Consider the following 14,664-nt stretch of genomic DNA (forward strand, 5'->3'; position numbering starts at 1 on the left):
CGGTCGCTGTGGTGGGCCCCTGCGGCCGCGCGGGCGGCAGGGGATGGCCCCCGGCCGCGGGCGCATGCCGTGCCGGGGAGTCGTGGGGGGTGCGGTGACGACGAGGTGCTGTGCGGCTTCCGCCGGCGCGTGCTTCGAAAGTCCCGTCTGCCCTCCCGGCAGACGACGCTACTGTCGAAACGCGCCCTGGCGCGCGGGCTGTCGCAGGACGGCGACCTCCCGTGGACCGAGCATCAGGGCGCCGTCCGTGCCCCTGGAGCCGATCAGGATGTCTGCCTCCAGCCCGGCCACCGGCACCGTCGCGTCGGTCCGGTTGACGAGGAACAGGAACCGTTCCCCGGCGCCGCGGCGGACGGTCAGCTCCACCTTGCCCCGCACGTCGGCGGGGAGTTCACTGCTGACGCCGGCCGGCTCCAGCAGCCGGGGCAGCAGAGAGCGGAGGCCGTCGACGCCGAGCCGGGTGGAGACGTAGGAGGCGGAGCCGGCCCCGGTGGGCCGCCGGGTGACTGCGGGGCGGCCGGCGTGCACTCCGGTGCGGTAGCGCGCCAGCACCTCGGTGTCGTCGCCGGTCACGTCGATCCGGTCCGTCCACAGCGTGCCCCAGGTGGAGTCGTCGAGCTCCACGCTCTCCCCGGCGAGCAGCGGGCCGAACTCCTCGATGCGGACGCCGAGCAGGTCGCGCAGGGCGCCCGGGTAGCCGCCGAGCCACACGTGGTCGTTCTCGTCGACGATCCCGGAGAAGTACGTGGTGACGAGGTGGCCGCCCTGCTCGACGTACCGGGTGAGCTCCTTGGCGAGCTCGGCGGGGACGACGTGCAGCACGGGCGCGACGAGCACCTGGTGCCGGGAGAGGTCGGCGCGGGTGGTGACGAGGTCGGCGCGGACGCCGAGGGCGAGCAGCGCCGAGTACCAGTCGAGCGCCTCCTGCCGGTAGTCCAGCAGGGCGGTGGGGTGGGAGTCCTGCTCGCCGGCCCACCACGACTCCCAGTCGTAGAGGATGCCGACCAAGGCCGGTTCGCGCTCCGAACCCGCCACCGGGGCGAGGGTCTTGAGCTGGGCGCCGAGGTCGGCTACCGCACGGAAGAGGTCGCTGTCGGGGCCGGCGTGCGGAACCATCGCCGAGTGGTACTTCTCGGCGCCCGCCGCGGACTGCCGCCACTGGAAGAAGCACACCGCGTCCGCGCCGTGCGCCACGTGCAGCAGCGAGTCGCGGGCCAGGTCGCCGGGCCGCTTGGCCACGTTGACGGGCTGCCAGTTGACCGCGCTGGTGGAGTGCTCCATCAGGAACCACGGCCGGCCCCCCGCGATGCCGCTGACGAGGTTCGCGGAGAACGACAGCTCGTCGCGGTCCTGCGGGCCGGGGTGCACGTAGTGGTCGTTGGAGACGAAGTCGATCTCGCTCGCCCAGTCCGCGTAGTTCATGCCCTTGGTGCCGCCCATCACCATGAAGTTGGTGGTGACCGGGATCGCGGGGGTGATCTCCCGCAGGATCTCCCGCTCGGCGACCAGGTGGTCCTTGAGGGCGTCCGAGGAGAACCGCTTGAAGTCCAGCTGCTGGGTCGGGTTGGGGTGCGAGGCGGCCAGCCGGGGCGGCAGGATCTGCTCCCAGTCGCTGTAGCGCTGCGACCAGAACGCCGTTCCCCAGGCGTGGTTGAGTGCGTCGAGGCTGCCGTAGCGGGCGCGCAGCCAGACCCGGAAGGCGCGGGCGGCGTCGTCCGAGTGGTCGTAGACGTTGTGGCAGCCCAGCTCGTTGGAGACGTGCCAGGCGACGAGGGCCGGGTGGTCCTTGTAGCGGCCGGCGATCTCCCGGACCAGCCGCAGGGCGTGCTCGCGGAAGACGGGCGAGGTGGGCCGCCAGTGCTGGCGCGCCCCCGGCCACAGGGTCTCGCCGTTCGCCGTGACCGGCAGGATCTCGGGGTGCGCGGTGGTCAGCCACGGGGGCGGGGAGGCGGTGGCGGTGGCCAGGTCCACGCCGATCCCGCCGGCGTGCAGCAGGTCCATGACCTCGTCGAGCCAGCCGAAGTCCCAGGTGTCCGGGCCCGGCTGGATGCGGGCCCAGGAGAAGATCCCCACGGAGACGATGGTGACGCCGGCCTCCTGCATCAGCCGGACGTCCTGCTCCCACACGTCCCTGGGCCACTGCTCGGGGTTGTAGTCGGCGCCGTAGGCCAGACGCGGAGCGGGGTCACCGTCCGCCCCGCTCAGCATGCGGGACTGGAGGGTGGAGATCATGGCGGTCCTTCCGAAGGTGGTGCACGGGGGCGGCGCGGCCCGGGTGCCGCGCCGCCCGGCGTTTACTGCTGTGCTGGTGCTCGTGCCGACCGCTGCGCGGTCGACTGCTTCCCCGCTACTTCTGGATGGTGAAGCCCTGCTCCTCGCCGTACTTGACCGAGGCGTCCTGCCAGGCCTTCAGGCCGTCCGCCAGCTTGGTCCCGGAGACGTACGCCTTGCCGACCGTGTCGTTGAAGATCGAGTTGGCGTACGGCTGGAACGGGAGGTACGACCAGTCGCTCGCCACGTTCGCGGCGGAGTCGGCGAAGATCTTGTTCGCCTCCTGGCCGTCGAAGTAGTCGAACTTCTTGCTCTGGAACGCGGGCGACTCGAGCTCCGCCTTGGTGGCGGGGAAGGCGCCCTCGCTGATGCGGGTGGCGACACCGGCGCCGGAGTTGGCGTACTCGGTGAAGGCGTAGGCGAGTTCCTTGTTCTTGGCCAGCGTCGGGACGGCCAGCGAGCTGCCGCCGTTCTCCGCGCTCGCCTTGTCGCCCTTGGTCCAGGCCGGCATGGGCGCGGCGCGCCACTGGCCCTTGGCGTTCGGGACGCCGGTGGCGAAGTTGGCGGGCATCCAGGCGCCGGTGGCCAGGGTGGCTATGGTGCCGTCGCCCAGGCCCTTGTACCAGTCGTCGGTCCAGCCGTTGACCGGGGCGAGCAGCTTCTCGCTGATCAGCTGCTGCCAGACCGTCTCGTACTTCTTGGCGCCCGCGTCGTCGAAGTTGACGCCGAGCTTGGTGCCGTCGACCTTGTAGGGGCGCGAACCGGCCTGCCACAGCAGGGAGGTGGTGAGGCCCGCGTCACCGAGGTCGCTGGTGATGTAGGCCTTCGGGTCGGCCTTGTGGAGCTTGCGGGCCGCGTCCAGGTACTCGTCCCAGGTGGTGGGGACGGCGATCTTGTACTTGTCGAAGACCGTCTTGTTGTAGAACAGCGCCATCGGACCCGAGTCCATCGGCAGGCCGTAGACCTTGTCGCCGTCGCTGACCGCGTTCCACGGGCCCGGCGTGTACTTCGACGCCAGCTTGTCGGCGCCGTAGGGGGCCAGGTCGGTCAGGCCCTTGGTGAGGGAGTACTGGCCGAGGGCGAAGTACTCGACCTGGGCGACGTCCGGGACGCCCTTGCCGGCCGAGATCGCGTTGGACAGCGCGGTGTAGTGCTTGTCGCCGGAGCGCTCGCTGACCAGGTTGACCTTGACCTTCGGGTACTTCTTCTGGAAGTCGGCGGCCACGGTCTTCAGGGTGGGCTCCCAGGCCCAGACCGTGATGTCGCCGCCCTTGTCCAGGGCTGCCTGGAGGTCGCCGGCCGAGACCGCCTTGGTGTCGGAGTCGCCGTCCGAGCCGCCGCAGGCGGTGACGCCCAGGGCCAGGGTGGAGACGAGGGCGATGCCGCGCAGGATGCGGCTCGTTGTTCTGCGCATGGGGCTTCCACTTCTTCGTGGGTGGGACGGGTGAGGGTGGGGGTGATGCTGGTAAGGCCTAAATGTGGGGCTTGGGGGTGTCTTCCACGTCACTCCTTGACGCTTCCGGCGGCGAGGCCGGACTGCCAGTACTTCTGGAGGAACAGGAAGGCGGCGATCAGCGGAAGGATCGTCAGCAGGGACCCCGTGATCACCAGGTTGAAGATCACGTCACCGCCGATGGTCTGCGCCTGGGAGCTCCAGGCGCTCAGACCCAGCGTCAGCGGGTACCAGTCCGGGTCCTTCAGCATGATCAGGGGGAGGAAGTAGTTGTTCCAGGTGGCGACCGTGGTGAACAGCAGCACGGTCACGATCCCGGGGGCCAGCAGCGGCAGCGCGACCTGGAAGAAGGTCCGCACCTCGCTCGCCCCGTCCATCCGGGCCGCCTCCAGCAGCTCGGTCGGGATCGCCTCCGCGGCGAACACCCACATCAGGTAGAGGCCGAACGGCGACACCAGCGACGGGATGATGACCGCCCAGGGGGTGTCGGTCAGCCCCATCTTGCTGAACATCAGGAAGGTGGGCACCGCCAGCGCCGTACCCGGCACGGCCACCGCGCCGATCACCACGGCGAACACGGCGCGCCTGCCGGGGAACTGGAACTTCGCCAGCGCGTACCCGCCGAGCACGGCCAGCAGCGTCGCGCCGCCCGCGCCGAGCCCCACGTACAGCAGGGTGTTCAGCAGCCAGCGGCCGAAGATACCGTCGTGGTAGGTGAAGGTGTCCCGGACGTTGTCCCACAGGGCGAAGTCGTGGGCGAACCAGAGGCCGTTGGAGTCGGCCAGGCCGGCCTGGGTCTTCGTCGAGTTGATGATCAGCCAGATCAGCGGCACCACGGTGTAGAGGACCATCAGGGCCATCAGCACCGTCAGCAGCACGTTGCGCTTCGGCTTGCCGGGGGTGTGCTTCTTTCGGGGGGTCCGCAGTCGGGGCGCGGCGCTCTTCGCGGGGGAGGCGGTGACAGAGGTGCTCATCGGGTCACGCTTCCTTGCGCATGCCGCGCAGCTGGACGGCGTAGGCGACGATCATCGTGATGACGCCCATGATGATGGCCACCGTCGCGGAGTAGTTGTGCTGCTGGCCGTTGAAGGACAGCGAGTACGTGTAGAAGTTCGGCGTGAAGTCCGTGGTGATGGAGTTCAGCGCCAGCGGGCGCAGGATGCTCGGCTCGTTGAAGAGCTGGAAGCTGCCGATGATCGAGAAGATCGTGGCGATGACGATGGCTCCCCGGATCGCGGGCAGCTTGATCGAGCGGATGATCCGCCACTGGCCCGCGCCGTCGATCTCCGCCGCCTCATACAACGAGGTCGGGACGACGCGCAGTGCCGAGTAGAAGATCAGCATGTTGTACCCGACGAACTCCCAGGTCACGATGTTGCCGATGGAGGCGAGCACCCAACCGGGGGAGAGCAGGTCGGGCAGCGTGACACCGAACGCGGAGTTGATGTCGCCCACCAGGCCGTACTTGGTGCCGTACATGAAGCCCCACATCAGGGTGGCGACCACGGCGGGCACGGCGTACGGCAGGAAGATCGTGATGCGGAAGAAGCTCTTGCCGTAGAGCCGGCCGCTGTCCAGTGCCAGCGCCACCAGCAGGGCGATGCCGAGCATGAGCGGCACCTGGACCGCCAGGAAGAGCGCCACCCGGCCGACGGCGCCCCAGAAGGCTTCGTCCTGCAGGGCCCGGGTGTAGTTGTCCAGGCCGACGAACTGGTTTCCGCCGATGAGCTGGTTCCGGAAGAGGCTGAGGTAGATCGAATACACGATCGGGGCCAGGAAGACCAGCGCGAACACGGCCACGAACGGGCCGAGGAAACCCCACCCGGTCCAGGAGCGGCGGTCCCGTTTCGCCGGAGGCGGTGCCGGCCGCGGCTCGGCGGCCACCGGCGGTTGCAGCGTCGTCATGTAGTTCCTCGCTCGTCCAGTCCTGGAACCGGCGGTGTTGCGCGGAGATTTCCGGGCGCCCCACCGCCACCATGATGTTTGCGTAAACATCAGCCACGCAAGAGGGCTGTACAAGCTGTTATGTTTACGTAAACATCTGATGGCGGCATGTCTACACTGCCCCGATAACGAAGGTCAAGGGCCCTCCGGGGAGACTGTGACAGCGGAGCCGACGGAAAGGTGGGCACACGGGGTGGACATGGCCGAAAGAACACCGGCGAGAGGGTCGCGGCGGCCGCGGGCCACGGCCTCCATGGCCGACGTCGCACGGCTCGCGGGGGTGTCCTCGCAGACGGTGTCCCGGGTCTCCAACGGTTACGCCGGGGTGAACGAGGAGACCCGTCGGCAGGTGCTCGAAGCCATGAAGGAACTCGGCTACCGGCCCAACAGTGCCGCCCGGGCCCTCAAGCGCGGCGAGTTCCGCACGATCGGCGTCATCACCTTCACGCTGTCCACCACCGGCAATGTGCGCACCCTGGAGGCGATCGCCACCTCGGCGGCGGAAGAGGGCTACGCGGTGACGCTGCTCCCGGTGGCCGTCCCCACCTCCGACGAGGTGCGCGGCGCGTTCTCCCGGCTGGAGGAACTGGCCGTCGACGCGGTCATCGTCATCATGGAGGTGCACCTGCTCGACGCGGCGACCGTCAAACTCCCGCCGCACGTCCAGGTCGTCGTGGTGGACTCCGACGCCGGCGACCACTACACCGTCGTCGACACCGACCAGGCCGGCGGCACCCGCACCGCCGTCCAGCACCTCCTCGACCTCGGCCACCGCACCGTCTGGCACCTGGGCGGACCCGCGGACTCGTTCGCCGCCCAGCGTCGCGCGGACGCGTGGCGTGCCGCCCTCGCCGAGGCGGGCCGGCCGGCCCCGCCCCTCGTCCGCGGCGACTGGTCGGCGGAGTCCGGCTACCGGGCAGGCCTCGAACTCGCGGCCCACGAGGAGTGCACGGCCGTCTTCGTGGCCAACGACCAGATGGCACTGGGGCTGCTCCGGGCCCTGCACGAAGGCGGCCGCCGGGTGCCCGAGGACGTCAGCGTCATCGGCTTCGACGACATTCCCGAGGCGAGTTCCTTCCTGCCCCCGCTCACCACCCTGTACCAGGACTTCGCCGAGGTGGGCCGGCTCTGTGTCCGGGCCGTGCTGCGCAAGATGCGCCCGGACGGCGCCGAGCACGGGACCACGCTGGTGCCGACACGGCTCGTCCTGAGGCAGAGCACGGCCCCGCCGCCCGGGGTGGACTGACGCCGGGCCGCGCAGGCCGCCCCGTCCCGGGCGGCGGCGTCGGCGCGGGGCGCCCTCGTCGAGCGCCGCCCGGGGCCGCCCGCGCCAGGCCCGGCTGCTCGACGACGGCACGGCGAGCAAGGCGACTCGGGGCGGGCCGGCTTCCGGGAGCGACCGCTCACCTCGGGTGTTCGCCCACGGCCCGGGCCGCCGTACGCCAGGCCGTGGTGACCGCGAGCCGCGCGGCCGTCGTCCCGCGCTCCGTCTCCGCGGGCAGCCGCAGCGGCGCGCCCAGGTGGACGTGGCAGTGCGGGCGCCGCACCGGCGCGGTCAACGTGCCCGCCAGCTGCTTCACGGCCGAGCCGGAGGTGATGCGCCGGGCGCCCGCATGGCCCACCGGCACCACCAGCGCGCCGGTCGCCTGCGCCAGGCGGGCCAGCCCGGTGCGGAACGGTTCGGGCGCGGTCGCCGCCGCGTCCCTGCGGCGCGGCAGCCCGCCCTCGCCGTACAGCAGCACGTGCCGACCGCCGGCCAGCGCCTCGGCGGCGGCGTCGAGGGCCAGCGCCGCGTGCGTCGTGCGGCGGTGGACCGGGATGTGTCCCTCCCGGGTCAGCGCCCGGCCGAGCAGCGGTATGCGCCACAGCCCCGCGGTCGCCATGACCACCGGGTCCAGCTCGAACCGCCGAAGGGCGGCCATGACGACGGCGGGGTCGGCCAGGGAGTCGTGGTTGGCCACGAAGATGCTGCCCGCGGGCAGCCGCAGCTTGATCTCACTGGTGACGGTGAGCCGCCCGAAGAGCGGCGTCAGGGCGATGACAGCACGGCTGAACACGAGGATGCCTCTCCGTAAGGGCGGTCGGAGCCTCAGTGTCAGGGGTCCGGCCCGGCCGCGCCTGAGTACCGCTACTCAGATCCGCCGCCGAACACCGCCCGGAAGCAGCGGTGTTCACCGCCCCGTCGGGGGCATGCGCAAAAAGCAGCGGCTCCTCGGAAGGAGCCCCACCCCGAAAGGACGGACCCCGTGGTCGCCATCGTCTCGGCAGTGCTGTTCTTCATCGCCTTCCTGATCAACGCGGCGGACATCTCCACCAACGACACCTTCACCTCCACCAACCTCATGCTCCTCGGCCTGACCGCGCTCGCCCTGCACGTCGCGGGCGTCGGCAGCGGCTGGCCGGTGCGTGGCCGCCGGCGCTGAGCACACGGCCGGCGACCCGCGCGAAAAGCCGGCCCGTACTCGCGGACAGCCGCTCCCACGAGGGAAGATGGGACCGCACGGCAATGGTCAACTGATGTGGAGGAGCGGGCACATGCAGCACGAGCGAGCGGGCCGGAAGGCCGGCCCCGAGGATCTCGTCGACGTCGCCCGGCTGGTCACCGCGTACTACGCGCTGCACCCCGACCCGGACGACCCGGCGCAGCGCGTGGCGTTCGGCACCTCCGGGCACCGCGGATCGTCGCTGAACACCGCGTTCAACGAGGACCACATCGCGGCCACCAGCCAGGCCATCTGCGAGTACCGGGCCGCGCAGGGCACCGACGGACCCCTCTTCCTCGGCGCCGACAGCCACGCACTGTCCGAGCCGGCCCGGGTCACCGCCCTCGAGGTGTTCGCTGCCAACGGGGTGACCGTGCTCATCGACAGCGCCGACGGCTACACGCCCACGCCCGCCGTCTCGCACGCGATCCTGACCCACAACCGCGGGCGCGCCGCCGCACTCGCCGACGGCGTCGTGGTCACCCCCTCGCACAATCCGCCCGCCGACGGCGGCTTCAAGTACAACCCGCCGAGCGGCGGGCCCGCGGGCTCCGACGCCACCTCCTGGATCCAGGACAGGGCCAACGAGATCATCGCGTCCGGCCTGAAGGACGTCCGGCGCGTCCCCCAGGCACGGGCTCTCGCCGCACCCACGACCAAGCGGTACGACTTCCTCGGCGCGTACGTCGCCGACCTGCCCGGCGTCCTCGACCTGGACGCGATCCGCGCCGCCGGGGTGCGCATCGGCGCCGACCCGCTGGGCGGGGCCTCGGTCGCCTACTGGGGCAGGATCGCCGAGCAGCACCGCCTCGACCTGACCGTGGTCAACCCGCTGACCGACCCCACCTGGCGGTTCATGACGCTGGACTGGGACGGCAAGATCCGCATGGACTGCTCGTCGCCGTACGCGATGGCCTCCCTGATCGGCCGGCGCGACCGGTTCGACATCGCCACGGGCAACGACGCCGACGCCGACCGGCACGGCATCGTCACCCCCGACGCTGGCCTGATGAACCCCAACCACTACCTGGCCGCGGCCATCGCCTACCTCTACGCGCACCGCGAGCAGTGGCCCGCGGGCGCGGGCGTCGGCAAGACGCTGGTGTCGTCCTCCATGATCGACCGCGTCGCGGGCGACCTCGGACGCCGGCTGGTCGAGGTACCCGTCGGCTTCAAGTGGTTCGTGGACGGACTGGTGGACGGCTCGCTCGGCTTCGGCGGCGAGGAGTCCGCGGGCGCCTCCTTCCTGCGCCGCGACGGGTCCGTCTGGACGACCGACAAGGACGGCATCATCCTCGCGCTGCTGGCCTCAGAGATCACGGCGGTCACCGGGAGAACCCCCTCCGAGCACTACGCCGCGCTCACCGACCGCTTCGGCGCTCCCGCCTACGCCCGCATCGACGCCCCGGCCACCCGGGAGGAGAAGGCGCTGCTGGCGAGGCTGTCGCCCGCGCAGGTCACGGCCGACACCCTGGCCGGCGAGGCGGTCACCGGCGTGCTCACCGAGGCGCCCGGCAACGGCGCGTCCATCGGGGGCATCAAGGTGACCACCGAGAACGCCTGGTTCGCGGCCCGCCCGTCGGGCACCGAGGACGTCTACAAGATCTACGCCGAGTCCTTCCTCGGCCCCGACCACCTGCGCCGGGTCCAGGACGAGGCCAGGGACGTGGTCGACGCGGCGCTGGGCGGCTGAGCGCCTGCGGGGGCGCGGGGCGGCGTCCGGCGCTGCCGCCGCCGCTCCCGCCGGTGTTCCGCGGCGGCGGCCGGGTGCTGCCGGGCTCCGCGGGCGCACCCCTGTGCGGTGTGTCTGTCGGGCCCGGGGGCACGGCCGCTATGATCCTCTCAAGGTAAAATGTGAGGTTTGCCCGAAAAGGGCGTCCTCCCGACGAGCTGCCGTCCCGCCGGAGTGATCATGTCCCGCAAGCGCACCACGGACGACGGCGACGAGCTGCTGGCCAGACTCGGATCGCTGACCGCCCAGGCGCGTGAGCGCGCGGAGCAGCAGCGCTCCCGCGTCGAGCTGGCCCTCGCCCTGCAGCGCGGCATGCTGCCCCGCGACCTGCCGTCCGGCCCCGGTTTCCGGCTGGCCGTGCAGTACGCGCCTGCCTGCCACGGGCTCAACGTGGGCGGCGACTGGTACGACGCCTTCGCCATGCCGGACGGGCGCGTCGGCCTGTCCATCGGCGACGTGCAGGGCCACAACATAGAGGCGACCGCCTTCATGGGCCAGGTCCGGGCCGGACTGCGCGCCCTGGCCTCCGTGACCGGGGAGCCGGGCGAACTGCTCGCGCGGACCAACGACCTGCTCCTCTCCCTCGGCAGCGAACTCTTCGCCACCTGCACGTTCATGCGGCTCGATCCCGCCACCGGTGTGCTCGAGAGCGCCAGGGCGGGCCACATCCCGTGCGTGTGGGCCACCGCGGACGGCAAGTCCGGCGTCGCCGAGGACGAGGGCGGACCGCCGCTGGGTGTCCAGGAGGGCTCGGACTATCCCGTCACGCGCTACCGGCTCACCAAGGGCGGAGTGTTCGTCCTGCTCACGGACGGTGTGGTCGAAGGGCCGACGCTGAGCGTCGAGGAGGGCCTCGACCAGGTCGTACGGCTCGCGGGCATAGCCGCCGTCGCGCAGATGGAGGCGGGTGCGCTCGCCGCCGCGGTGATCAAGGGCGCCGAGCGGGTCGGCCACGAGGACGACGCGGCGGTGCTGGTGGTGGGACACGACGGGCTGGTGGCGCCGGAAGTGCCCCGCGTCCAGCCGTAGGGCCGGACGGCGGGCAGGACTCAGCCGGAGGAAGGGAGGCGGTGCCGCTCGCCTCGCCGACAGCGCGGGGCCGGTGTCTGATGGCTGCTGTGGTGGGTTTCGAGGTTCTGCGCAGGCCGGCCGGCTTCGTCGTGCTGACGCTGGCCGTCGCCCTCTGCTACTACGCGGCGGGGCGGCTGGGCCTCATGCGGGAGCTCGTCGTCGAGGGCGCCGTGTTCACCCCCATCTGGCCGCCCACCGGCGTCGCGGTGGCCTGTCTGCTGCTCTTCGGGCTCCGCTGCGCGCCGGGCATCGCCCTCGGGGCCTTGCTCGTCATCATGTCCCTGACCTCGCTGCGCCCCGTGGTGATCGGCAACCTGCTGGGCAACACCGCCGCCCCGGTATGCGCGTACCTCCTGCTGCGCAGAGTGGGCTTCCGCACCGATCTGGCCCGACTGCGCGACGGCCTCGCACTGGTGTTCCTGGGGGCGCTCACCGCGATGCTGGTGAGCGCGACCGTGGGCGTAGGGCTGCTGCTGCTCACCGACCGCCTCGGCGCGCACAGCTTCTGGCCCGTGTGGCTCGCCTGGTGGGTGGGCGACGCGATGGGCGTGCTGCTCGTCACCCCGGTGCTGCTGCTGCTGTCCGCGGTGCGCCTGCCCCTGGACCTGTCGCGCTGGAAGGAGGCCACGGGACTGGCCCTCAGCGCCTGCGTCCTGGTCCCGCCGGCCACCCGGAGTTCCGTGAGCCTGCTGTTCCTGGTCTACCCGCTGCTGATCTGGGCGGCGTTGCGCTTCCAGCTCGCCGGCAGCATGCTGTGCGCCCTGTTCACCTCGGTGCTGGCCACCGTCGCCGCGACGGACGCCGTCGGACCCTTCGAGGATCTGACCCGGATCGAGGTGATGATCAAACTCCAGGCCTTCAACGGCACGATGGCCCTGACCGCCCTGCTCCTCTCCGCGGTGATCGCCGAGCAGCGCAACACCCGCCGCTCCGTGGAACGCGCCTGCCAGGAACTGGTCGAGGTCCTGGAACACCTCACCGCGGGCGAGGCCCCGCCCGGCCGCCCCCCGAAGGACGCCGGGGACTGACGGCGCCGCAGGCGCCGGGTCACCACCGGGACGTGCGTGTCACCGGCGATGTCAGTGCCTGCGCCTACGGTTCGGTGTGTGGGACTCGCCGGAACGGCCGCGGGCCCGCCTGGGGAGAGGTGTGTCATGTCTACCGGGTCCAGCACGCTGTCCACGACGTATCTGGAGCTGTCGCAGGACGACGGCGGCGCGCACAAGTTCTACGAAGTCACCGTCGACGGCACGGTGGTGACGGTGCGGTACGGGCGGATCGGCGCCACGGGCCAGGTGCAGACGACCGCCTTCCCCACCGTCGAGAAGGCGCGCGCCGCCGCCGCGAAGAAGGTCGGGGAGAAGGTCCGCAAGGGCTATGCGCCGGCCGTCGCCGGGCAGCGCGCCCCCCGCGCGGTCACGCGCCGTCAGGTCGCTTCGGCGCCGTCCACGGCGCGTGCGGTGGCACCGGTGCTGTGGCGGTTCCGCACCGGCTCCTCCGCCTTCGGCATCCACGTGGACGACGACCACTGCTGGGTCGGCAACCAGGGGGGCGACGTCTACACCCTCGACCACGAAGGCGGTGTCCTCGCCCGGTTCAACCTGCCGGACGGCGTGAAGTGCCTGGTCGCCGACGACTTCTGGATCTACGCCGGATGCGACGACGGCAAGGTGTACGACCTGTCCTCGAAGCTGCCGTTCGCGGCGTACGACATCACCGCGGACGTCGACATCTTCTGGCTGGACATCCACGAGGGCGTGCTGAACGTCTCCGACCGGGGCGGCAGGCTCACCGTCATCGACCACGAGGACGAGCACCAGTGGGCCCGCCGCAGCCAGGGCGAGCACGCCTGGATGGTCCGCGCCGACGACCGCGGCGTCTACCACGGCCACCACCGGGGCGTCACCGCCTACGCGCCCGACGGCGGCGGCGAACTCTGGCACACCCCCACCCGTGGCGGCGTCCTCTTCGGCTGGCAGGAGGACGACGCCGTGTACGCGGGCACCGCGCACCGGGTGGTCCAGCGGCTGTCGAAGGCGACCGGCGCGATCGAGGCCACGTACGGCTGTGACAGCGCGGTGTACTCCTGTGCCACCTCGCCGGGCGGCCGGTTCGTGTTCGCGGGTGACGCGTCGTCGTCCGTCTACTGCTTCGACCGGGACGGCACCCGCCTGTGGAAGCTCGGCACCGGCGGCGGCTCGGCCCTGTCGATGCAATACCACGACGAACGGCTGTACCTGGTGACCACGGACGGCTCGCTGGTCTGCGTGGACGCGAGCGAGACGGCCGTCTCCGCGGCGCAGCAGGGCACCGTGCCGGTGGCGCGGGACGTGAAGCTCGCCGCGGTGCTGCCGACCTACGCCCCGGCCACCGCCGTGAGCGCGGTGGCGACGGTCGCCCAGGCCCCCGTCGGCGCCGTCGTCGTCGAGTGCGTCCGGGAAGGCGGCCGGGTCCGCGTGCACGTGGTCTCCGACGGCTACGACACCTCGTGGAACGTGCAGTTCCCGCGCGAGATACGCGAGCCCGGGGCGCGGTACGTCGTGGACGCCCTGCACTCGGCGGCCGGCGGCTTCTACCGGGTCCGCGGTGACATCCGACGCCTGTTGTGAGCGGGCCGCCGCCGGGGCGCGTTCGCGCTCCGGCGGGGGGTGACGGCACGTCGCCCCCGCCACGACGCCCCTGGCGGGCTGTCACGGCGGAGGCGAGGTCCGTTCGCCCGCGCGGCGCTGCGGGCGGCGTCCGGCCGTCGGCTACGGCTTGCGGGCGAGGCCGCCGTGCTCGCCGATCACGGCCGGGGCCGGGGAGGCGGCCTCCGGACGCCACAGCGGGACCGAGACGACCCCGGGCTCCAGCAGCTCCAGACCGTCGAAGTAGGCGGTGATCTCGTCGACCGTACGCAGGTTGTACGGGACCGCGCCGCTCTCGTTGTAGGCGTCCTGGGCCTGCTCGAAGACCGGGTCCACGCCCCGCGACCCGTCGTTGACGGACAGGTAGCTCCCGGAGGGCAGTGCGGCCATCAGCCGGGTGACGACGGAGCGGGCCTCGTCGTAGTCGGCGACGTGGCCCAGGATGTTGCTGAGGATGAGCGCCGTGGGGCGGGTGAGGTCCAGCGTCTCGGCGGCGGCGGCCAGGATGCGCTCGGGCTCCAGCACGTTGGCGTCGACGTAGGCGGTCGCGCCCTCCGGGGTGGAGGTGAGCAGGGCGCGGGCGTGGGCGAGGACCAGCGGATCGTTGTCGACGTAGACGATCCGGGTCTCGGCGGCGAGGCGCTGGGCGACCTCGTGGGTGTTCTCGGCGGTCGGCAGGCCGGTCCCCACGTCGAGGAACTGGCGAATGCCGGCCTCTGCCACGAGGAACGTGATGTTGCGGCGCAGGAAGGCACGACTGCTGCGGGCGATGGTCACGATGCCGGGGAAGACGGCGGTGTACGCGTCGCCGGCCTCCTCGTCGACGGGGTAGTTGTCCTTCCCGCCCAGCCAGTAGTTCCAGATGCGGGCCGAGTGCGGCACCGTCGTGTCGATCTTCTGAGGGGCCGCCGGTCCGGGCGTGGTGACATGGTCGGTCATGAGGGGCGTCCGTCTTTCAGCCGTGGCGTGAGCAGGTCGAGCCACAACTTACGTCCCAACGGCCATGTTACGGACACCAGTTAACATTTTCGTTCGGTTCCAGCAGCCTTTCGGCACAATTGCCTGGTGTGGCGCGGAAGCGCG

At 71.5% G+C, this 14,664-nt stretch carries 12 protein-coding genes; 6 read left to right on the forward strand and 6 right to left on the reverse strand.

Annotation, left to right across the window (positions count from 1 at the left end; genetic code table 11):
• Positions 1-168 precede the first annotated feature (168 nt).
• The 4 genes from C6376_RS26055 to C6376_RS26070 all read right to left on the reverse strand — a co-directional run bounded on the left by C6376_RS26055 (position 169) and on the right by C6376_RS26070 (position 5,629).
• A complete protein-coding gene (locus C6376_RS26055) occupies positions 169-2,232 on the reverse strand; it encodes a beta-galactosidase (protein WP_107445657.1) in 2,064 nt (687 codons plus the stop codon).
• Between the two features lie 115 nt (positions 2,233-2,347).
• Complete coding sequence (locus C6376_RS26060; RefSeq protein ID WP_107445658.1) at positions 2,348-3,685, reverse strand: ABC transporter substrate-binding protein; 1,338 nt, start codon at positions 3,683-3,685, stop codon at positions 2,348-2,350.
• Between the two features lie 89 nt (positions 3,686-3,774).
• Positions 3,775-4,698 carry a carbohydrate ABC transporter permease gene (locus C6376_RS26065; protein WP_107445659.1) on the reverse strand — a complete coding sequence of 308 codons (924 nt, stop codon included), beginning with the start codon at positions 4,696-4,698 and terminating at the stop codon, positions 3,775-3,777.
• A gap of 4 nt (positions 4,699-4,702) precedes the next feature.
• Positions 4,703-5,629, reverse strand: a complete 927-nt coding sequence (locus C6376_RS26070) for a carbohydrate ABC transporter permease (protein ID WP_107445660.1) — start codon at positions 5,627-5,629, stop codon at positions 4,703-4,705.
• A 238-nt stretch (positions 5,630-5,867) separates the two neighbouring features.
• Between C6376_RS26070 and C6376_RS26075 the strand changes: the two genes are divergently transcribed.
• The gene (locus C6376_RS26075; RefSeq protein ID WP_254076047.1) at positions 5,868-6,914 is read left to right on the forward strand and encodes a LacI family DNA-binding transcriptional regulator; all 1,047 of its coding nucleotides are present in this window, start codon (positions 5,868-5,870) and stop codon (positions 6,912-6,914) included.
• A 157-nt stretch (positions 6,915-7,071) separates the two neighbouring features.
• On the opposite strand, the gene C6376_RS26080 is transcribed toward C6376_RS26075, so the two are convergent.
• The gene (locus C6376_RS26080; RefSeq protein ID WP_107445662.1) at positions 7,072-7,725 is read right to left on the reverse strand and encodes a lysophospholipid acyltransferase family protein; all 654 of its coding nucleotides are present in this window, start codon (positions 7,723-7,725) and stop codon (positions 7,072-7,074) included.
• Positions 7,726-7,914: 189 nt separating this feature from the next.
• Between C6376_RS26080 and C6376_RS44510 the strand changes: the two genes are divergently transcribed.
• The 5 genes from C6376_RS44510 to C6376_RS26100 all read left to right on the forward strand — a co-directional run bounded on the left by C6376_RS44510 (position 7,915) and on the right by C6376_RS26100 (position 13,563).
• Positions 7,915-8,091: a hypothetical protein gene (locus tag C6376_RS44510; protein WP_173985731.1), complete on the forward strand. Its 177-nt coding sequence runs from the start codon at positions 7,915-7,917 to the stop codon at positions 8,089-8,091.
• Positions 8,092-8,203: 112 nt separating this feature from the next.
• Positions 8,204-9,844, forward strand: a complete 1,641-nt coding sequence (gene pgm / locus C6376_RS26085; protein WP_107445663.1) for a phosphoglucomutase (alpha-D-glucose-1,6-bisphosphate-dependent) — start codon at positions 8,204-8,206, stop codon at positions 9,842-9,844.
• A gap of 219 nt (positions 9,845-10,063) precedes the next feature.
• Positions 10,064-10,912, forward strand: a complete 849-nt coding sequence (locus C6376_RS26090; RefSeq protein WP_107449192.1) for a PP2C family protein-serine/threonine phosphatase — start codon at positions 10,064-10,066, stop codon at positions 10,910-10,912.
• An 80-nt stretch (positions 10,913-10,992) separates the two neighbouring features.
• On the forward strand, positions 10,993-11,982 hold the full coding sequence (locus C6376_RS26095) for an MASE1 domain-containing protein (protein WP_173985732.1): 990 nt from the start codon (positions 10,993-10,995) through the stop codon (positions 11,980-11,982).
• Between the two features lie 126 nt (positions 11,983-12,108).
• Positions 12,109-13,563 carry a WGR domain-containing protein gene (locus tag C6376_RS26100; protein WP_107445665.1) on the forward strand — a complete coding sequence of 485 codons (1,455 nt, stop codon included), beginning with the start codon at positions 12,109-12,111 and terminating at the stop codon, positions 13,561-13,563.
• Between the two features lie 141 nt (positions 13,564-13,704).
• Here C6376_RS26100 and C6376_RS26105 read toward each other — a convergent pair whose 3' ends face one another.
• Positions 13,705-14,520, reverse strand: a complete 816-nt coding sequence (locus tag C6376_RS26105) for an SAM-dependent methyltransferase (protein WP_107445666.1) — start codon at positions 14,518-14,520, stop codon at positions 13,705-13,707.
• Positions 14,521-14,664 lie beyond the last annotated feature (144 nt).

Origin of the sequence: Streptomyces sp. P3 (assembly GCF_003032475.1) — a bacterium.
Taxonomy (GTDB): Bacteria; Actinomycetota; Actinomycetes; order Streptomycetales; family Streptomycetaceae; genus Streptomyces.